The organism is Streptomyces changanensis (assembly GCF_024600715.1).
GTDB classification, from domain to species: Bacteria; Actinomycetota; Actinomycetes; order Streptomycetales; family Streptomycetaceae; genus Streptomyces; species Streptomyces changanensis.
This window is the reverse complement of record NZ_CP102332.1, coordinates 1,641,863-1,661,416: the sequence shown is the minus strand read 5'-3', so window position 1 is coordinate 1,661,416 and position 19,554 is coordinate 1,641,863. Positions and strand designations below refer to the sequence as shown.

Genomic DNA, 19,554 nt, shown 5'->3' with positions numbered 1-19,554 from the left:
TTACGCGTCGAGGCCGATCGCGAAGGCCGCCTCCAGGTCGTGCTGGGAGTACGTGCGGAAGGCGACGTGGGTGTCGGTCGCGACAACTCCGGGGATCTTGCTGATGCTGCCCGGGATGACGTCGGCCAGGTCGTCGTGCCTGGCCACGCGGACCATCGCGACGAGGTCGTAGGTGCCGGTGACGGAGAAGACCTCGCTCACGTTGTCGAGAGCGGCGATCGCCTCCGCGATCTCCGGAATGCGGTCCACGCTGGTCTTGATGAGCACGATCGCGGTGATCACGGCTGTCCCTCTCCCTCGGTGGCCGCTGCTGGGGCCTTCACTCTAATGCCCCGGTAGCGCGTCCACGCGTGGAGGAAGCCCAGCCCGAAGCCGATCAGGTGCGCGAGGTAGGCGACGCCCGGACCGCTGCCGGCGCCGCGCGCCGCCACCCACTGCAGGGCGAACCAGAAGACCAGCACGATCCACGCGGGGAAGCGCAGCGGCAGGAAGAAGAGGAACGGGAAGAGGCTCGTGACCCGGGCGCGCGGGAAGAGGTAGAGGAACGCCCCGAGCACCCCCGAGATCGCCCCCGACGCCCCCACGAGCGTCTGCCCGCTGTCCGCGTGCGCCAGCGCGTACCCCGCGAGCGCCAGACAGCCGCAGACCACGTAGAAGACGCCGAAGCGCAGGTGCCCCATGCGCTCCTCGGCCATCGCGCCGAAGACGAAGAGGAAGAGCATGTTGCCGAGCAGGTGCAGCCAGTTGCCGTGCACGAACAGGGCGCTCAGCGGGGTGAGCAGTGCCGCGGCCGAGCCGCTCAGCAGGTCCGCCGGAATCACGCCCCAGCGCCGGAAGTAGTCGCTCTGGGCCAGGACGAGGGCGTCCCCCGTCCCGTACGACGGATTGAGCCCCGAGGCCGGCCCCAGGGCGAACACCACCGCGCACACGCCGATGACGGCGTAGGTCACCGAGGGCCCGGTGACCACACGCCGGAACGTTCCGCGCCAATCCCTCACGCACAGATCATGACGTACGGGGAGCGAGCCGGACAGAGCGCCTCGCCGGGCCGGTGGTCGCCCCCGGCCGGTCCCGCCCTCCGCCCGAGCAGGGGGGACCGTCGAGGCCGTAGGGTTACGGACGTGCCCGGGGCCGCTCCCGGGGCACCCGCAGTCCGACGGCGCACCGCGGGTCGATTACTGGAACGACCGGACCATGACAAGGACGGCCACCATGACGACGGTTCCCCAGCCGACCGCCGAGACCCGCTGGCGCTGCACCCTCTGCGGCAACCTGACACGTTTCGACGTGACGCGCTCCTCGAAGGTCGTGGAGTACGTCCATCTGGACCTGGCGGGGGAGCCCACGGTGGAGGAGCGCGAGGTGGTCAGTGAGACCATCGAGTCGGTCCGCTGCCGCTGGTGCAACGCCGTGGACCGGATCGAGCTGGTGGACAGGCCGGGCGCCGGCTCCTGAGCGGCGCGCCCGGTGCGGCGGGCGGCCCGGCGAAGAGAGAACGACGGTAGGGGTGACGGATCGTGGCGCAGCCCGAAAGCGGCGCTGAGTCGGCCGATGCGGCCGGTGACGCCGCCGAGGCGCTCGACCGCCCGCTGCCCGAGCCGGTGCGGCGCCGGGTCGTGGCGCTCGTGTCCGAGGTGTTCGGCGGCCTGACCGTCGCCGAGCTGCCGGCCCAGCTGCGGCAGTACGCGCGGTTCACCGCCTCGCGCCGGGCCAGGTTCGCGGGCAACGCCATGGCGGCCGCGCTGGAGGGTGACGCGCTCTTCCGGCAGCGGATCGGCGAGCGGCTGCGGGGAACCCAGCCCGAGCTGACCCGGGCCGTCGAGTCCGGCGCGCCGCCCGCGGCCGCCGACCCCGTCGACGTGGCCGCCGCCGCGTACGTGCTCCGCCCTGCCGGCTGGGTCAAGCTGGTCGCCGCCGCCGGCGAGGAGGTGCAGCGCGCCGACGCCGAGCGGGCCGACGAGGCCGGCCGGCGGGAGCTGGAGCGGCTGCGCGAGGAGCTCGCCGAGGCCCGTGCCCAGACCCGGTCGGAGACCGAGCGGCTGCGCACCGAGCTGGAGGCGGCCCGCAAGGAAGCCGAATCGCTTCAGCGCAAGCTGCGCAGCGCCCAGAGCGACGTGAAGCGCGGCGAGGCGGCCCTGCGCCGCACGCGGGCGGAGGTCGACGCCGCGAAGGCGGACGCCACCGCCCGGGTCTCCGCCGCGGAGAGCGAGAGCCGCCGCCTCAAGGCGCGGCTCGGCGAGACCGAGGCGGCCCTGGAGGCCAGCCGCCGGGCGGTCAGGGAGGGCCGTTCGGTGGAGGACGTACGGCTGCGGCTGCTGCTCGACACCGTGCTGGAGGCCGCGCAGGGGCTGCGCCGCGAACTGGCCCTGCCGCCCGTCGCGGTGCGCCCCGCCGACTCCGTGGACGCGGTGGAGCCGGGCCGGATGTCACCCAAGGACATCGCGGCCCGGGCGCTCTCCGAGACGGACCCCGCCCTCCTCGACCAGCTGCTCGCCCTCCCGCAGGCCCATCTGGTCGTCGACGGGTACAACGTCACCAAGACCGGCTATCCGACGATGCCGTTGGAGAAGCAGCGGCTCCGGCTGCTCGGCGGGCTCGCCGGGCTGGCCGCCCGCACCGGTGCCGAGGTCACCTGCGTCTTCGACGGGGCCGAGCTGGCCGCCCCGGTGCTGCTGGCACCGCCGCGCGGCGTGCGGGTGCTCTTCTCCAAGCCGGGGGTCACCGCCGACGAGCTGATCCGCCAGTTGGTGCGGGCCGAGCCCGTCGGCCGGCCCGTCGTCGTGGTCTCCAGCGACCGCGAGGTCGCGGACGGCGTCGCCAAGTCCGGTGCCCGGCCGGTCGCGTCCGTCATGCTGCTCAAGCGGCTTTCGCGGCTCTCGTGACTCCTGTGCCGCATGCCCCATGTGAGGGCGCGTGACGGAACCTACCGTCAACCGCCCATGACACAGCGTGGGACGGGGGTGGGGAATGTGGCCGGCGGGCGAGATTTTTCTCATGAGGATTTGAACTGATCACAAGTTGGTCACTAGGGTCTGGGCTCGAACCTTCGCGCGGTTGGTCGTCCATCGGGGACGACAGCGAAGGAACCGCCTAAATCGTGCAGTTCGGACGTATTCACGGGGTGTCCGGGTGCGCGATGCCGGGGCACCGACCGTCCACCGGCAGGCGGCTCACGAGGAAGAAGGAGCTCGCCTCCGTGGCGTCCCACCGTCGACCCAAGCAGCCGAGCCGCACCCGTGTGACCGTGCTCACCGCCACCGCGGCCGCTGCCGTCGCCCTGACCTCGCAGACCGCTTCGGCCACGCCGCAGCCGACCAAGGACCAGGTCAAGGAGAAGGTCGACAAGCTCCACCACGAGGCCGAAGAGGCCACGGAGCAGTTCAACCTCGCCGACGAGCGGCGCGAGAAGCTCCAGAAGGAGATCACCGCCCTCCAGGACCAGGTCGCCCGCGGCCAGGAGGAGCTCAACGCCCTCCGCGACGGCATCGGTTCGGTCGCCAGCGCCCAGTACCGCAACGGCGGCATGGACCCGTCCCTCCAGCTCTTCCTCTCCTCCGACCCGGACGACTACCTCGACAAGGCGTCCGCCGTCGACCAGCTCTCCGCCAAGCAGGCCGAGACGCTCCGCACCATCCAGGCCAAGCAGCGCACGCTCGCGCAGCAGCGCGCCGAGGCGACGGCGAAGCTCGGCGACCTGGAGGACGTCCGCAAGTCGCTCGGCGACAAGAAGAAGAAGTACCAGGCCAAGCTGGCCGAGGCGCAGAAGCTGCTCAACACGCTCACCGCCGAGGAGCGGCGGAAGATGCAGCAGGAGGAGCAGCGCGCCAGCCGGGACGCCGGCGAGCGCGTCGAGCTCGGCAACGAGGTCCCGGCCTCCCAGCGCGGCGCCGCCGCGCTCAACGCGGCCGCCACGCAGATCGGCAAGCCGTACGTCTCCGGCGCCGAGGGCCCCAACTCCTACGACTGCTCCGGCCTGACGCAGTGGGCCTACCGCCAGGCGGGCGTGAGCATCACGCGCACCACGTACACGCAGCAGAACGACGGCGTGAAGATCGGCCGCAGCGAGCTCAAGCCGGGCGACCTCGTCTTCTTCAACAGCCTTGCCCACGTCGGCCTGTACGCCGGCAACAACACCGTGCTGCACGCCCCGAAGCCGGGCGCCTCGGTCCGCTACGAGTCGATGGACTACCTGGGTTCGTTCCAGTTCGGCGTCCGCATCTGACTTGTGCGCCCGCAGTCGGGCAGCTGATATGCGCGGCACGCCCGGCGTGCCGGCGAACCGCCCGCCATGCGCGCCCGATCGGGGGATTTCCCGACCCCCGCACTGACGCCCCGCCCCGCCGGTGACCTGTGGTTCCCGGTGGGGCGCCACCATGTGCGCCCCCGAAGGTCTTTGGCCGCGGCGTGACCACCCGGCTACTGTCTGGCGCGCACCACCCTGCGTCACAGCTGAAGGGAGCGCGGTCCGTGGCGTCCCATCGCCGTCCCCCCCACCCGGGCCTCCACCGGAGCGCCAAGGCCACCGTCCTGTCCGCCGCCGCGGCCACGGCGGCCGCCGCCCTCGGTGCCACCCCCGTGCACGCCGACCCGGCCGAACCGGCCGACACCGCCCGCGCCCGCGTCGACCGGCTCTACTCCGAGGCGGAGCGGGCCACGGAGAGCTTCAACGCGGCCGACGAGCGCGCCGACCGGCTGCGCGAGGCCGTCGACACGGCCCGCGACAGCGTGGCGCGCGGCCAGGAGCGCATCAACCGCATGCGCGGCGCGCTCGGCGCGGTCGCCGGCGCCCAGTACCGCTCGGGCGGCATCGACCCGGCCCTGGCACTGATGCTCTCCGAGGACCCCGACACCTACCTCGACAAGGCCGCCGTCCTCGACCGGATCAGCGAGCGGCAGGCCGGTGCGCTGGCCGAACTCCGGCGCGCCGGGCAGCGGCTGGCGCAGGAGCGCGCCGAGGCCACCCGCGCCCTGGCCGAACTGGAGCGCAGCCGCGCGGCCGTGGCCCGGCACAAGCAACAGGTCGAGCGGAAGCTCGCCGAGGCGCGGGCGCTGCTCCACTCCCTGCCGTCCGAGGAGCGCGACGCCCTCGACCGGGCGTCCCGCTCGGGCCGCGACGAGGGCTCCCTCCCGCCTCCCACCGGCGCGGCGTCGTCCCGCGCGGCGCTCGCCGTCCAGGCGGCCCGCTCGGCGGTCGGCAAGCCGTACGTGTGGGGCGCCAACGGCCCCGACGGATTCGACTGCTCCGGCCTGATGCAGTGGTCGTACGCCCAGGCCGGCGTCGGTCTGCCCCGCACCTCGCAGGCGCAGCGCGGCGCGGGCCGCCACGTGCCCCTCTCCGAGGCGCGCCCCGGCGACCTCGTGACCTACCGCTCCGACGCCAGCCACGTGGCCATGTACATGGGCAACGGCCAGGTCGTCCACGCCCCCTACCCGGGCGCCCCCGTCCGGTACGACCCGGTCGGCATGATGCCCGTCTCGGCGGTCACCCGCGTCTGACGGCCGCCGCCACCCCGCGCACCGCCCGCGCACCGCCCGCCGCGTGGCGCGCCCCGCGGGGTGGTGCGCCTACGATCGGGGCGTGGCAGGACCGGGACGGCGACGCGTGGCGGCGGTGCTCGGCGCGCTCGCGCTTGTCGCGGGGTGCGCCGCACCGGCGTCGACCCCCGCCTCCGTCACCGCTCCCTCTCCCGCTTCCGGGTCCGACGCGTCCGCCCGCCCGTCGCCCGCCGGTACCGGGCTCTCCGGGACGCCCCCCGCGGGGACGTCGGCCACCGGCCCGGCGTCCGCGGCCGAGCGGGGCATCCGCGAGGCCCTCGACCGGCGGGCCGCCGCCGTGCTGCGCCACGACGTACCGCCGGACGACCCGGCCGCGCGCACCCTGGGTCACCTCGCCGCCGTTCCGCTGGCGACCTGGGCGTACCGGGTCCTCGGCGTCGACCGGGACGGGCCCCGGGCCGTGGTGCGGGCCGAGCTGGCGTACACCCTCGACGGGCACGACGCGGGCCCGGTCACCACCGGACGCGTCCTGGAGCTGGCCGAGCGGGACGGGCGGTGGCGGGTGACGGCGGACCGCCCCGCCGACGGGGCCGCCGCCCGTATCTGGGAGCAGGGGCCCGTGCAGGTCGTACGCGGCGCCCGTGCCCTCGTCCTCGGCGTGGGGCAGGACCGGGCGCTGCTGCGGGAGGTCGCCGCCACCGCCGACCGGGCGCTCCCCGCCGTCACGGCCGCCTGGTCCGGGAGGTGGAGCGGGCGGGTCGTCGTCCTGGTCCCCGGCTCCCTCGACGCCATGGCCGCCCTGCTGGGCGAGCCGGTCGACGCGTACCGGGGGACCGCCGCCGTCACCACCGGCCGTCCCGGCGGCGGCGCGGGCGCCCCCGCCGACCGCGTGGTCGTCAACCCGGAGGCGTACCGGGAACTCTCCGGGTTCGGGCGGCGCTTCGTCCTCACCCACGAGGCCGTCCACGTCGCCACCCGCACCGCCACCACCGCCGCGACACCCCTGTGGCTCTCCGAGGGCCTCGCCGACCGGATCGCCTACCGGGGCACGGGCCGCTCCGCCGCCGACGCGGCGCCCGAACTGGCCCGGGCGGTGCGCGCGGGCGACGTCCCGGCCGCGCTGCCCGCCGACGGCGACTTCTCCTTCGGCGGCGACGCCGGGCGGGTCGCCCGCGCCTACGAGGGCGGCTGGCTCGCCTGCGAGCTGATCGCCCGGCGGTGGGGCGGGGAGCGGCTGGCCGCGTTCTACCGCGCGGCGGGCGAGCGCGGCCAGGACCGGGCCTTCCGCGACGTCCTCGCCACGGACCGGGCGGCGTTCACCCGCGCCTGGCGCGACCACCTGCGTCAGGAGCTGAGCAGCGCCCCGTCGTGATGATCGGCCTGGGTGGGCACCCGCGCGGTCCCGGCGTCGCGCAGCCGCGGCTCCGTCACCGTCCGGCGCCACAGCACCCGCGCCGCCGACAGCGACGCCGCGACGAGCAGCCCGTTGCGGACGAAGAGCAGCGCCAGGCCCAGCGCGTCGCTCGCCACCACGTGCGAGAACCACAGCGGGAACTCCAGCAGCGTCACCCCGGTCGCCACGAGCACGAGCAGGACCGGGCGCCGCATGCGGCTGCCGCGCCACACCAGGCACACGGCGGCCAGCCCGACCAGCCACAGCATGTACTGGGGGCTGATGACCCGGCTCGTGGTGGTGAAGAGCAGCACCGCCACGAACGCCGCGTCGCACAGCGTCGTCGCGTCGAACTCCCGCGCCCGCACCCGCCACACCAGCAGCCAGCCGAACGCCAGCGCCGTCAGCCCCAGCGCCGCGCCGCTGACGAGCGGCACGTACGGGCCGAGGAACTCCACCGACCCGTAGTTCAGCCGCACCTCGCCGTCCCACGCGCCGAAGAACCGCGCCACGTGGAAGACGAGCGAGCCCAGCGACTCCACCTCGGTGCCCCGGTCCCGCTGGAACGTCAGGAACGCCAGCGCCCCCGGGGCCGCGAGGACGCACGCCCCCAGCACCGCCGCGCCCGACACGGCGGCGGCCACCCACGAGCGACGCGTCACGCGGCCCCGCGCCGTACCGAGCAGCAGCAGCGCGGGCCACACCTTCAGCAGCGCGCCCACCCCGACGAGGACGCCCATGGTCCGCGGGTGGCGCACCCCGGCCAGCAGGGCGGTGACGGCGACGGCGGTGACCATGATGTCGAAGCGGGCGTACGCGGTCGGCCCGAGCAGCGGGACGCCCGCGAGCCACACCCAGGCACCCGCGCGGCTCTTGCCGGGCCGCCCGCCCGCGTACACCAGCAGCCCGAAGACCACCGCGTCGCAGACGAGGGCGAGCACGAAGAAGGCGTGCGCGTACTCCAGGAACGGCAGCAGGCCGGGGGAGAGGATCGCGAAGGCGGCGGCCGGCGGGTACTGCCAGGTGACGTCGTCCAGCGGGTACGTGCCGCCGAGCAGCACCTCGTACCACTGGAAGTAGATCACCGAGACGTCGGTCGTCACGTCCGGGCCCGGCACGAAGACGACCCTGAAGGTGTAGAGCAGGAGGACGGCCCTGCTGAGCAGCCAGAAGGCGGCCAGGGACCACCGCGGTCCGCTCGGGAGCTTCATCGGTACCTCGTCCGGTTTCGTGATGGTCTGCGGGTGGGGGGCGGTACGGTGCGCGAGCGGTGCGGCCGGGCCGTTCGGTACTGTCGGCCCCGATGCACAAGACGCTGATCGTAACGAACGACTTCCCGCCGCGGCCCGGTGGGATCCAGGCGTTCCTGCACAACATGGCGCTGCGCCTGGACCCCGAGCAGGTCGTCGTCTACGCCTCCACCTGGAAGCGCGGCCGCGAGGGGGCCGAGGCCACCGCCCGGTTCGACGCGGAGCAGCCCTTCCGGGTGGTGCGGGACCGCACGACGATGCTGCTGCCCACGCCGCGGGTGACCGCGCGCGCGTCGGCGCTGCTGCGCGAGCACGGCTGCACCTCGGTGTGGTTCGGGGCCGCGGCGCCGCTCGGGCTGATGGCGCCCGCGCTGCGCAGGGCCGGCGCCCGCCGCCTCGTCGCCACGACCCACGGCCACGAGGCCGGCTGGGCCCAGCTGCCCGGGGCGCGCGCGCTGCTGCGCCGCATCGGCGAGGGCACCGACACGATCACGTACCTGGGCGAGTACACGCGGTCGCGGATCGCCGCCGCGCTCACCCCGCAGGCCGCCGCGCGCATGGTGCAGCTGACGCCGGGCGTCGACGAGAAGACCTTCCACCCCGACTCGGGCGGTGACGCGCTCCGCGCCCGGCTGGGGCTGGCCGACCGGCCCGTCGTGGTCTGCGTCTCCCGGCTGGTGCCGCGCAAGGGCCAGGACACCCTCGTACGGGCCATGCCGGCCGTCCTCGCCGCCGTGCCGGACGCCGTGCTGCTGGTCGTCGGCGGCGGCCCGTACGAGGCCGAGCTGCGCCGCCTCGCCCGCGAGAGCGGCGTGGCCGGTTCGGTGCGCTTCACCGGCTCCGTGCCGTGGGAGGAGCTGCCCGCGCACTACGGGGCCGGCGACGTCTTCGCGATGCCGTGCCGCACCCGGCGCGGGGGCCTGGACGTCGAGGGCCTCGGCATCGTCTACCTGGAGGCGTCGGCGACGGGCCTCCCGGTCGTCGCAGGGGACTCCGGCGGCGCCCCGGACGCCGTCCTGGACGGCGAGACCGGCTGGGTCGTGCGGGGCGGCTCCCCGCAGGACGCCGCCGAGCGGATCGTCCCCCTCCTCCAGGACCCCGACCTGCGCCGCCGCATGGGCGAGCGCGGCCGCGCCTGGGTCGAGGAGAAGTGGCGCTGGGACCTCCTGGCGGAGCGCCTCGAAGCCCTCCTGTAGCCCGGCCCCGCGCCGCCGGGCGTCGGTGGTGCGCGGGCCGGCGGTACGGGGTGTCGGTGGGCGTGGGCCCGCGGACGGCGCGGCGCCCGTCAGACGGGGTCTGACGGGCGCCGGGGCGTACGGGGGAGGCGGGGTCAGCCGCGGTAGATCGCCTCGATCTCGTCGGCGAAGTCCTTCGCCACCACGTTCCGCTTCAGCTTCAGCGACGGGGTGATGTGACCCGCCTCCTCCGTGAACTGGGCGGACAGGATGCGGAACTTGCGGACAGACTCCGCCTTGGAGACGGCGCAGTTGCCGTCGTCCACGGCCCGCTGCACCTCCGCCAGCAGCTCCGGGTCGTCGCGCAGCGACGCCGCGGTCGAGCCGGCCGGCTTGCCCCGGTCGGCGGCCCAGCGGGTGAGGAACTCCTCGTCCAGGGTGACGAGCGCGCCCACGAACGGCCGGCCGTCGCCGACGACCATGCACTCCGCGACCAGGGCGTGGCCGCGGATGCGGTCCTCGATCACGGCGGGGGCGACGTTCTTGCCGCCCGCGGTCACGAGGATCTCCTTCTTGCGGCCCGTGATGGCCAGGTAGCCGTCCTCGTCGAGGGTGCCGATGTCACCGGTGTGGAACCAGCCGTCGGCCAGGGCCTCGGCCGTCGCCGACTCGTTCTGCCAGTAGCCGGTGAAGACGTGCTCGCCGTGGAGCAGTACCTCACCGTCGTCGGCGATCCGCACCTTGGAGCCGGGCAGGGGCTGGCCGACCGTGCCGATCTTCTGCCGGTCCCAGGGGTTGAAGGCCGTCGCCGCGCAGGACTCCGTCAGGCCGTACCCCTCCAGCACGGTGAAGCCGATGCCGCTGAAGAAGTGACCGAGCCGCTCGCCCAGCGGGGCCCCGCCCGAGATGGCGAACTCGCACCGCCCGCCGAGCACCGCGCGGAGCTTGCTGTAGACCAGCACGTCGAACAGCTTGTGCTTCAGCCGCAGGCCGAGCGGGGCGCCGCCCGGCGTCGCCTTCGCCCGGCTGTAGGCGATGGCCGTCTGCGCGGCCCGGTCGAAGATCTTGCCCTTGCCGTCCGCCTGGGCCTTCGCCCGCGCCGAGTTGTACACCTTCTCGAAGACGCGGGGCACACCCAGGATGAGCGTGGGCCGGAACGAGGCCAGGTCGTCCGTGAGGTTCTTGATGTCGGGCACGCAGCCGAGCCGGATCGGCGCCAGGACCGAGGCGACCTCCACCATCCGCCCGAAGACGTGCGCCGCGGGCAGGAACAGCAGCACCGACGAGCGGCCCGTCTGGAACAGCGGCTTGAGGCGCTCGACGACGTTGCCGCACTCGGCGAAGAAGTTGCGGTGGGTCAGCACGCAGCCCTTGGGGCGGCCCGTGGTGCCGGAGGTGTAGACGATGGTCGCCGTGTCGTCCGCCCGCGCGGTGCCGCCGCGCTCGTCCAGCGTCGCGTCGGACACCTCGCGGCCGGCCTCGGTCAGCTCCTCGACGGCGCCGCCGTCGATCCGCCACACGTGCCGCAGCTCCGGCAGGGCGTCCCGCACGGACTCCACCGCGTCGGCGTGGGCCTGGCTCTCCACGACGGCCGCCACCGCGCCCGAGTCGCCGAGGATCCACTGGATCTGCTCCGGCGAGCTCGTCTCGTACACCGGTACGGTCACCGCGCCCGCGCTCCACACCGCGAAGTCCAGCTGCACCCACTCGTACCGGGTGCGCGAGATCAGCGCGACCCGGTCGCCCGGCCGGACGCCCCGGGCCACCAGGCCCTTGGCCGCGGCCCGTACCTCGGCGAGGAACCGCGCGGCGGTGACGTCCTCCCACCCGCCGGCGACCTTGCGGGCCATCACGGCCACGTCTGGGTGCTGCGCGGCGTTGCGGCGGACCAGATCCGTCAGGTTGCCGTCCGCGGGGACCTCGTACAGGGCCGGAAGGCTGAACTCGCGCAAGACTGCTGCTCCTCATCGGGCGCCGACGCCACGGCTCTGTGTGATGCGCCGGTTTCGCGGTCCACTACGGACTACGCACTCAGTGGGGGTGAGCACGACTGGACTGCCCGGACGTTACCCACCAGTACTGGGTTCCCGATAGGGGGTCCTGGTCAGATGTTCCCTGCGTCACACGTCGGCGGCTCTCCTTCGCGCACAGTAGTCCACTTCGGTCACGACGTGGAAGTAACCGCAGGTCCGGCCCGCTCCGCCGGGCCGTAAGCTGGTGTGCCATGCGCATCCATGTGGTCAGTGACGTACACGGGAACGCGCGGGACCTGGCCAGGGCGGGGGAGGGCGCCGACGCACTCGTCTGCCTCGGCGACCTGGTGCTCTTCCTCGACTACGCCGACCACTCCCGCGGCATCTTCCCCGACCTCTTCGGCACGGAGAACGCCCACCGCATCGTCGCCCTGCGCACGGCCCGGCGCTTCGGCGAGGCCCGAGAGTTCACCCGCGGCCTGTGGGCCGGGCTCGCGGAGCGCGGCGTCGACAAGGCCACCGCCGTCGAGTCGGCCGTCCGCGCCCAGTACGCCGAGCTCTTCGCCGCCTTCCCCGCGCCCACCTACGCCACGTACGGCAACGTCGACGTGCCGCGCCTGTGGCCCGAGTACGCCCGCGCCGGCACCACCGTGCTCGACGGCGAGCGCGTCGAGATCGGCGGCCGCGTCTTCGGCTTCGTCGGTGGCGGCCTGCCCAGCCCGATGCGCACCCCGTACGAGGTCCCGGAGGAGGAGTACGCGGCGAAGGTCGAGGCGCTCGGCGAGGTGGACGTGCTGTGCTCGCACATCCCCCCGGACGTCCCCGAGCTGACGTACGACACGGTGGCCCGGCGCTTCGAGCGCGGCTCGGGCGCCCTGCTCGACGCGATCCACCGCGTCCGCCCCCGCTACGCCCTCTTCGGCCACGTCCACCAGCCCCTCGCGCGGCGCATGCGCGTCGGGGCCACGGAGTGCGTGAACGTGGGCCACTTCGCCTCCTCCGGCAGGCCCTGGGCCCTGGAGTGGTGAGGGGCGGGCACGCGATAGCCTTCCCCCACGTACCGAGCCCCCTGGAGGAGCCACAGCGATGGCGGAACACACCAGTTCGAGCATCACGATCGAGGCGGCCCCTGCCGAGGTCATGGGAGTGATCGCCGACTTCGCCCGCTATCCGGAGTGGACGGGCGAGGTCAAGGAGGCCGAGGTCCTCTCGCGGGACGCGGCCGGCCGCGCCGAGCAGGTCCGCCTGCTGCTGGACGCCGGGGCGATCAAGGACGACCACACCCTGGCGTACACCTGGACCGGCGGGCACGAGGTGAGCTGGACGCTCGTGAAGTCGCAGATGCTCCGCGGGCTCGACGGCTCCTACACGCTCGCCCCGCTCGACGGCGGCGCCCGCACCGAGGTGACGTACCGGCTCACCGTCGACGTCAAGATCCCCATGCTCGGCATGATCAAGCGCAAGGCCGAGAAGGTCATCATCGACCGCGCCCTGGCGGGCTTGAAGAAGCGCGTCGAGTCCACCACGCAGGCGTAGCCCCGGGCCCGCGCCGGCCCCCGCACCGCAGCGCCCGCACCGCAGTCGGGGCCTGGGCCGCAGGACGCCGGGCTGATCGGGGCGGGCCACGGTGTCACGCGGGCCACGTCCGGCCCTGTGGCCGAGCGGGACCGCGCCCGGCGGGCCCGCGGCCGGGTGGCCCGGTAGCCGGCAGTCCCGCGGCTCGGCCGCCCTTGCCCGCGGCCCGGCGGCCCCACGGCTCGGGGGCCCGCGGTCGGGCGGGACGGGGGCGGGGGCGCCCCCCGGTACCGTTCCCCCATGCGTACGCTCCTCGTCACCGGCCCCGGCGGATCCGGCCGGACCACCGTCGCCGCGGCGACCGCCCTCGCCGCCGCCCGCGACGGCCGCAGGGTGCTCCTGCTGACCGGTGACCCGCTCGACGGCCTCACGGACGCCGACGCGCGCCTCACCGTCCGCCGCCTGGACCCCGCCGCCCACTTCCGCGCCGAACTCCTCGCCCTGCAGGAGCGGGCCGCCGCGGCCCTGGAAGTCCTCGGCGCGGCCCGCCTCGACGAGGACGAGCTCACCGAACTGCCCGGCAGCGACCGCTTCGCCTACCTCGCGGCCCTGCGCGACGCCGCCCGCGCCGACCACGACCTCCTCGTCGCCGACCTCCCGCCCCTGCGCGACGCCGTCGCCCTGCTCGCCCTCCCCGGACAGCTCCGCCGCTACCTGCGCCGCCTCCTGCCGCCCGAGCGCCAGGCCGCCCGCGCCCTGCGGCCCGTCCTCGCCCAGCTCGCCGGGGTCCCCATGCCCGCCGACGCGCTGTACCGCGCCGCCGCCGAGCGGGACGCCGAGCTGGCCGTCGTACAGGAGCTGATCGAGGCGCCCACCACCAGCGTCCGCCTCGTCGTGGAACCCGGCCCGTCCGCCACCGGGGCCCTGCGCACCGCCCGCGCCGGGCTCGCCCTGCACGGCCTCGCCCTCGACCAGGTCGTCGCCAACCGGCTCCTGCCCGCCACCTCGCCCGACCCGTGGCTCGCCGCGCTCGCCGACCGGCAGCGCGGTCACCTGAAGGAGCTGTACGAGGACGGCGTCCCCGCCGTCCGCGAGCTGCCCCACCTGGGGCGCGACCCGCACGGCGCCGACGACCTGGCCGACCTCGCCCGCCTCGGCGACCTCACCCCCGGCGCGCCCGTCCCCGCCCCCCGGTGGCCGGTCGAGGACCGGCGCGACACCGACGGCGTCCTGGTCTGGCGCATACCGCTGCCCGGGGCGACCAAGCCCGGCCTCGTCCTCGTCCGCCGCGGCGACGAACTGGTCCTCACCGTCGGACCGTTCCGCCGCGTCGCCCCGCTCCCGTCCGCGCTGCGCCGCTGCACCGTCGCCGGCGCCGCCCTGCGCGACGGCGAGCTGCTGGTCCGCTTCCGCCCCGACCCGGGACTGTGGCCCCGCACCCCCTGAACCACCACCCGCCGGTCGGGTACCGTCGATGGCATGAGCGATGCCACGCAGCGGCCCGGCCCCCCGGAGGACGACGCCTGGGCGCGGGCCTGCGCCGAGGACCTGGCGGCCGAGCGCGCCCGCCGCGCCGGCCGCGGCACCCCGCCGCCCGGCTCCGCCGCCGAGGAACTGCGCAAGCTCGTCGACGCGGTCGCCGACAAGGTCTCCTCGCTCGGCGGCCCACTGCTGGGCACGGGCGCGCAGAGCGCGGTCCGGCAGGCCGTCGCCCAGGCCAGGTCCGCGATCGAACCGGTCATCGAGCGCAACCCGCAGGTCTTCGACCACCTCGCCGCCGCGGGGGGCGAGCTGCTCGCCGCCTACCGCTCCGCCGTCAGCGGCCAGGAGCACCGCTGGACCGCCGGACCACAGGGGAAGGCCGCGTCCGACGGCCCGGGTCCCACGGCCGAGCGCCGGGGCGACGCGGAGCGGAACGACAAGGGCGACGACAAGGGGAACGGCGAGGGGCCGGACGGCAACCAGCGCATCGACCTCGACTGAACCGGACCCCGCCGGACCGGGCGGTCCGGCGCCCGCCCTCGGGTACGGTTGGGCCTAGCGGGGCTCGACCGAAAACTGAGGGACACATGGGACTCACCATCGGCGTCGACATCGGCGGCACGAAGATCGCGGCCGGCGTGGTCGACGAAGAGGGCACCATTCTCGACACCCACAAGGTGCCGACCCCGTCGACGCCCGAGGGCATCGTCGACGCGATCTGCGCGGCCGTCTCCGAGGCGGGCAAGGGCCATGACGTCGAGGCCGTCGGCATCGGCGCCGCCGGATACGTCGACGACAAGCGCGCGACCGTCCTGTTCGCGCCCAACATCGACTGGCGGCACGAGCCGCTGAAGGACAAGGTCGAGCAGCGCGTCGGGCTCCCCGTCGTCGTCGAGAACGACGCCAACGCCGCCGCCTGGGGCGAGTACCGGTTCGGCGCCGGCCAGGGCCACGACGACGTCATCTGCATCACGCTCGGCACCGGCCTCGGCGGTGGCATCATCATCGGCAACAAGCTGCGCCGCGGACGCTTCGGCGTCGCCGCCGAGTTCGGTCACATCCGGGTCGTCCCGGACGGTCTGATGTGCGGCTGCGGCAGCCAGGGCTGCTGGGAGCAGTACGCCTCCGGGCGCGCCCTGGTCCGGTACGCCAAGCAGCGCGCCAACGCCACCCCGGAGAACGCCGGGATCCTGCTGTCGCTGGGGGACGGCACCGCCGAGGGCATCGAGGGCAAGCACATCAGCGACGCCGCCCGCCAGGGCGACAAGGTGGCGGTCGACTCCTTCCGCGAGCTGGCCCGCTGGGCCGGCGCCGGCCTCGCCGACCTGGCGTCCCTCTTCGACCCGTCCGCGTTCATCGTCGGCGGCGGCGTCTCCGACGAGGGCGACCTGGTCCTGGACCCGATCCGCAAGTCCTTCCGCCGCTGGCTCGTCGGCGGCAACTACCGGCCGCACGCCCAGGTCCTCGCCGCGCAGCTCGGCGGCAAGGCCGGCCTGGTCGGCGCCGCGGACCTGGCCCGCCAGGGCTGACCCGCCCTCCTCGCCAGACACGTCACCCGCCCGCCGCGTCCCCACCGGGACGCGGCGGGCGGTGTCGTACGGTGCCCCCATGGAGCTCACCGCACTGCCCGACTCCCGTACCGAGGCGGACGGTTCGGCCGTCGTCCGTGTGCTCGGCTACAACATCCGGTCGCTGCGCGACGACGAGGACGCCCTGGCCCGGGTCGTCCGCGCCTGCGCCCCCGACGTGGTGCTCGTCCAGGAGGCGCCGCGCTTCTTCCGCTGGCGCAAGCACGCGGCGCGCCTCGCCGCCAAGAGCGGCCTCGTCGTGGTGGGCGGCGGCGCCACCGCGGCCGGACCCCTGTTGCTCTGCTCCCTGCGCGTCACCGTCGAACGCACCCGGGACGTGCTGCTGCCCCTCACGCCGGGCCTGCACCGACGCGGCTTCGCCACCGCCGTGGTGCGCGTCGGCGGCGCCCGGCTCGGGCTGCTCAGCTGTCACCTGAGCCTGCGGGCCGACGAGCGGTACGCGCAGGCGGGGATGGTGCTGGAGCAACTGGCCGCGCTCGGCGTGCCGCACGCGGTCGTCGGGGGCGACGTCAACGAACGGCCCGACGGGCGGGCCTTCCGGCGGCTCGCCACCGCGCTCCAGGACTGCCGGGCCGTGCGGCCGTGGGGCGGCGAGCACACCCACCCGCCGGGCGACCCGCACCAGCGGATCGACGCGCTCTTCGCCACCGGCGGCGTCGAGGTCCTGGGCTGCGGGGTGCCCATCGGGCTGCCCGGCGTGACGGAGGCGGACCTGAGGGCGGCGACGGACCATCTGCCCGTGCTCGCCGCCCTCCGCGTACCGGCGGCCGCGCCCTGAGCGGAGCGGCCCCGGAGAGCGGGTGGCGCCCTGGGCGGAGCGCCCCCGCAGGCGTCCCCCGCGCGGTGCGCGGGTGGTTCAGACGACGGCGCCGCGCCCCGGGTCGTCGTCCCCGTCCTCGTCCTCGTCCCGCATGCGGGACACCAGCGTCGCGAAGCCGCCGAGGAACCCGCCGACGCAGAGCGTGGTGAGCCACCACGTCATGTCCCACTGGAGCAGCACGGCGAGCAGCATCAGCACCGGTCCGCCGAGCACGCCCAGCCAGCCGAACTTCGCCGCCGAATCGGCCTCCGGCAGCGGCGGCGGCTCCGGCGGTACGAAGTGGCCCTCGTCGTCGTCGGCGGCCTCCGCCGGGGTGGCGGCGCCCTCCCCGCCCGCGGGGGCGTCGGGATCGGCGAGCCGGTAGTCGCGCGGGCCGACGCCCGGCGCGAACACGACGGAACCGCCCAGCGCGGGCCGCGCCGCCGCGGCGGGCCCGTCGTCCTCCGGGGTGTCCCCGGCCGCGGCGCCCCCGTCCTCGGTCCGGGCCTGCGCCGTCCCGTCGCCCGTGTCCGGGCCCTCCACCGTGCGGTCACCGCTCGTGCGGTCGCCCGTCGTGCCGTCGTCGGTCGTACGGTCCTCGGCCGTCCGGCTGTCGACCTTCCCACCGTCGGCCTTGCGCCGGTCGTCCGCCGACGCCCCCCGGGCCGGCCGGTCGCCGTCCGCGCGGGCGTCGAACTCGGGCAGCGCCAGGTCCTCCACCGAGCGGAACGGCCGCGCGCCCGGCGGGTCCGGCGGCTCCTCCCCGTACCCGGCGACGATCGCGGCCCACGCCGCCTCCTCGTCCAGCCGCCCGCCGGTCCCTGCCGCGGCCCCGGCGGCCGCGCCGCCCGCGGCCGAGGCCCCGGTGCCGGCCACGGGCTCGACGGTCGCCTCGGCCCCGGGTTCGGCGGTCGGCTCGGCGACCGGCTGCCCGGCGGCACCCGCCGGACCGGGCTGCCCGGTCGCACCGGCCGTCCCGTCGGCGCCGGTCACCGCGCCCGGGCCGTCGGGCAGCGGCAGGGCGTGCCGCTCCTCCAGGCCGTCCTGCCGGTCCCGGCCCTCCCCGTGCTCCGCGTCGTGCTGTTCAGCCACCGGACGAACTCCCCTCCTTGTCCCTGTCCCGGGCGGCGCCTGCGCCGGTCCCGGGAGCGAGGCGGCCGATGAACGCGTGGCTCTCCTCGAAGATCCGCTCCGCGTCGTGGTCCAACGTCGCGACGTGGTAGCTCTGTTCCAGCAGGACCTCGGTGACGTCCGTGGAGGAGATGCGGCCGAGGATGCGCGCCGAGTCGGCGGGCGGCACGACGTGGTCCTGGGGGGAGCGCAGCAGCAGGACGGGCTGCGTCACCTGCGGCAGGTCGCGGTCCACCACGTGCAGGAAGCGGCGCAGGGCGTGCGCGGCGTGCAGCGGCACCCGGTCGTAGGCGACCTCGTCCATGCCGTCCTTGGCGATGTCGTTGGCGAGGCCGGCCTTCGACGGCACGAGGTGCCGGACGACGGGCAGCGCGTGCGCCATGACGCCGTGGACGCGGTTCGCCGGGTTCACCAGGACGATGCCGGAGACCGCGTCGCCGTGCCGGGCGGCCAGCCGCAGCGTCAGGGCCCCGCCCATGGAGAGCCCGAACACGAAGACCCGCTCGCACCGGCGCGACAGGGCCCGCAGCTCCCGGTCGACCTCCGCGTACCAGTCCTCCCCGCCGGTGACCTGCATGTCCTGCCACCGCGTGCCGTGCCCGGGCAGCAGCGGCAGCGACACGGTCAGTCCGCGGGCCGCGAGGTACTCGCCCCAGGGCCGCAACGACCCCGGGGAACCGGTGAAGCCGTGGCAGAGCAGGACGCCGACGTCCCCGCCCTCGTGGCGGTACGGCTCGGCTCCGGGAAGGACCGGCACGGGGTCTCCTGTTCGCGTCGGTGGAGGTTCGGACGTGTGTACTTCACCGTACGCGACCGCGCTGACACCGACCAGGGCCGTCACGCCCGTGACGCGGGCCGGGGGCTGGCCGGGAGAGGGGGGCCCGGCCCCGCTCGGGTTATGGTCTGATCGACGGAACACAGGAGGAACACGAGTTGATCTACGGCGCTATGAAGTTCTCCATCGGAGGGCCGCTGAAGTTCGCCTTCAGGCCCTGGGTGGAGGGCCTCGAGAACATCCCCGCCGAGGGGCCGGCGATCCTCGCGAGCAACCACCTGTCGTTCTCCGACTCCTTCTTCCTGCCGGCGGTCCTCGACCGCAAGGTCACCTTCATCGCCAAGGCCGAGTACTTCACCTCGCCGGGCGTGAAGGGCAAGCTCACCGCCGCGTTCTTCAAGGGCGTCGGCCAGCTGCCCGTGGACCGATCCGGCGCCCGCGGCGCCGGTGACGCCGCCGTGCGCAGCGGCATCGACGTCATCAAGCGGGGCGAGCTGTTCGGCATCTACCCGGAGGGCACCCGGTCGCCCGACGGCCGGCTGTACCGGGGCAGGACCGGCGGCCTCGCGCGCGTGGCGCTGGCCACGGGCGCCCCGGTCATCCCGATCGCCATGATCGACACCGAGAAGATCCAGCCGCCCGGCAAGATCCTCCCGAAGCTGATGCGCCCGGGCATCCGCATCGGCGAACCCCTGGACTTCAGCCGCTACCACGGTATGGAGAGCGACCGCTTCATCCTGCGCTCGGTCACCGACGAGGTGATGTACGAGATCATGAAGCTGTCCGGTCAGGAGTACGTCGACGTCTACGCCACGGCCGCCAAGCGGCGCATCGCCGACGCGGAGAAGGCCGCCAGGCAGGCGGGCCGGGACGGCGCCGCCGCGGGGCCCGACGGCAAGGCCGAGTAGGGCCGGTGGCGACGCGCGCGCCGGCGCGCGCGTGGAGGACGCGTGCCCGCGGGCGCGCGGGGGGTGGG

19 protein-coding genes are annotated in these 19,554 nt (G+C 75.1%); 13 read left to right on the top strand and 6 right to left on the bottom strand.

Annotated elements, in window-relative coordinates; translation table 11 throughout:
* Both NRO40_RS07325 and NRO40_RS07320 read right to left on the bottom strand, forming a co-directional pair.
* Positions 1-282, bottom strand: a complete 282-nt coding sequence (locus tag NRO40_RS07325) for an Lrp/AsnC family transcriptional regulator (protein WP_058941341.1) — start codon at positions 280-282, stop codon at positions 1-3.
* Positions 279-998, bottom strand: a complete 720-nt coding sequence (locus tag NRO40_RS07320; RefSeq protein ID WP_058941342.1) for a rhomboid family intramembrane serine protease — start codon at positions 996-998, stop codon at positions 279-281. Before NRO40_RS07320 ends, NRO40_RS07325 begins: the two co-directional genes overlap by 4 nt.
* Before the next feature lie 214 nt (positions 999-1,212).
* Between NRO40_RS07320 and NRO40_RS07315 the strand changes: the two genes are divergently transcribed.
* The 5 genes from NRO40_RS07315 to NRO40_RS07295 all read left to right on the top strand — a co-directional run bounded on the left by NRO40_RS07315 (position 1,213) and on the right by NRO40_RS07295 (position 6,868).
* Positions 1,213-1,455 (top strand): hypothetical protein, encoded by a 243-nt coding sequence (locus tag NRO40_RS07315; protein ID WP_058941343.1) that lies wholly within the window; start codon positions 1,213-1,215, stop codon positions 1,453-1,455.
* A 62-nt stretch (positions 1,456-1,517) separates the two neighbouring features.
* Complete coding sequence (locus NRO40_RS07310; RefSeq protein ID WP_058941344.1) at positions 1,518-2,882, top strand: NYN domain-containing protein; 1,365 nt, start codon at positions 1,518-1,520, stop codon at positions 2,880-2,882.
* Between the two features lie 314 nt (positions 2,883-3,196).
* Positions 3,197-4,222 carry a C40 family peptidase gene (locus NRO40_RS07305; RefSeq protein WP_058941383.1) on the top strand — a complete coding sequence of 342 codons (1,026 nt, stop codon included), beginning with the start codon at positions 3,197-3,199 and terminating at the stop codon, positions 4,220-4,222.
* A 245-nt stretch (positions 4,223-4,467) separates the two neighbouring features.
* A complete protein-coding gene (locus NRO40_RS07300) occupies positions 4,468-5,496 on the top strand; it encodes a C40 family peptidase (protein WP_058941345.1) in 1,029 nt (342 codons plus the stop codon).
* A gap of 82 nt (positions 5,497-5,578) precedes the next feature.
* Positions 5,579-6,868 (top strand): hypothetical protein, encoded by a 1,290-nt coding sequence (locus NRO40_RS07295; RefSeq protein WP_408056979.1) that lies wholly within the window; start codon positions 5,579-5,581, stop codon positions 6,866-6,868.
* Here the strand turns inward: NRO40_RS07295 and NRO40_RS07290 are convergent.
* On the bottom strand, positions 6,841-8,100 hold the full coding sequence (locus tag NRO40_RS07290; protein ID WP_058941346.1) for a glycosyltransferase family 87 protein: 1,260 nt from the start codon (positions 8,098-8,100) through the stop codon (positions 6,841-6,843). The genes NRO40_RS07295 and NRO40_RS07290 overlap by 28 nt on opposite strands.
* A gap of 92 nt (positions 8,101-8,192) precedes the next feature.
* Between NRO40_RS07290 and NRO40_RS07285 the strand changes: the two genes are divergently transcribed.
* Complete coding sequence (locus NRO40_RS07285) at positions 8,193-9,335, top strand: glycosyltransferase family 4 protein (RefSeq protein ID WP_058941385.1); 1,143 nt, start codon at positions 8,193-8,195, stop codon at positions 9,333-9,335.
* Positions 9,336-9,469: 134 nt separating this feature from the next.
* On the opposite strand, the gene NRO40_RS07280 is transcribed toward NRO40_RS07285, so the two are convergent.
* On the bottom strand, positions 9,470-11,266 hold the full coding sequence (locus NRO40_RS07280; protein WP_058941347.1) for an AMP-dependent synthetase/ligase: 1,797 nt from the start codon (positions 11,264-11,266) through the stop codon (positions 9,470-9,472).
* Positions 11,267-11,538: 272 nt separating this feature from the next.
* Between NRO40_RS07280 and NRO40_RS07275 the strand changes: the two genes are divergently transcribed.
* The 6 genes from NRO40_RS07275 to NRO40_RS07250 all read left to right on the top strand — a co-directional run bounded on the left by NRO40_RS07275 (position 11,539) and on the right by NRO40_RS07250 (position 16,651).
* Positions 11,539-12,315, top strand: coding sequence for a metallophosphoesterase family protein (locus NRO40_RS07275; protein ID WP_058941348.1), 777 nt, complete (start codon positions 11,539-11,541; stop codon positions 12,313-12,315).
* Positions 12,316-12,373: 58 nt separating this feature from the next.
* The gene (locus NRO40_RS07270; protein ID WP_058941349.1) at positions 12,374-12,823 is read left to right on the top strand and encodes an SRPBCC family protein; all 450 of its coding nucleotides are present in this window, start codon (positions 12,374-12,376) and stop codon (positions 12,821-12,823) included.
* Positions 12,824-13,102: 279 nt separating this feature from the next.
* Positions 13,103-14,248, top strand: coding sequence for an ArsA family ATPase (locus NRO40_RS07265; RefSeq protein WP_058941350.1), 1,146 nt, complete (start codon positions 13,103-13,105; stop codon positions 14,246-14,248).
* Positions 14,249-14,281: 33 nt separating this feature from the next.
* On the top strand, positions 14,282-14,785 hold the full coding sequence (locus NRO40_RS07260) for a DUF5304 domain-containing protein (protein ID WP_058941351.1): 504 nt from the start codon (positions 14,282-14,284) through the stop codon (positions 14,783-14,785).
* A gap of 86 nt (positions 14,786-14,871) precedes the next feature.
* Positions 14,872-15,813 (top strand): ROK family glucokinase, encoded by a 942-nt coding sequence (locus tag NRO40_RS07255; RefSeq protein ID WP_058941352.1) that lies wholly within the window; start codon positions 14,872-14,874, stop codon positions 15,811-15,813.
* 79 nt (positions 15,814-15,892) lie between these two features.
* Positions 15,893-16,651, top strand: a complete 759-nt coding sequence (locus NRO40_RS07250; RefSeq protein WP_058941353.1) for an endonuclease/exonuclease/phosphatase family protein — start codon at positions 15,893-15,895, stop codon at positions 16,649-16,651.
* Between the two features lie 78 nt (positions 16,652-16,729).
* Here the strand turns inward: NRO40_RS07250 and NRO40_RS07245 are convergent, their stop codons facing one another.
* Both NRO40_RS07245 and NRO40_RS07240 read right to left on the bottom strand, forming a co-directional pair.
* Positions 16,730-17,548, bottom strand: coding sequence for a hypothetical protein (locus NRO40_RS07245; RefSeq protein WP_058941386.1), 819 nt, complete (start codon positions 17,546-17,548; stop codon positions 16,730-16,732).
* Between the two features lie 208 nt (positions 17,549-17,756).
* Positions 17,757-18,560, bottom strand: a complete 804-nt coding sequence (locus NRO40_RS07240) for an alpha/beta hydrolase (protein ID WP_058941354.1) — start codon at positions 18,558-18,560, stop codon at positions 17,757-17,759.
* A 191-nt stretch (positions 18,561-18,751) separates the two neighbouring features.
* On the opposite strand from NRO40_RS07240, the gene NRO40_RS07235 reads away from it, so the two are divergent.
* Positions 18,752-19,486, top strand: a complete 735-nt coding sequence (locus NRO40_RS07235; protein ID WP_058941355.1) for a lysophospholipid acyltransferase family protein — start codon at positions 18,752-18,754, stop codon at positions 19,484-19,486.
* Positions 19,487-19,554 lie beyond the last annotated feature (68 nt).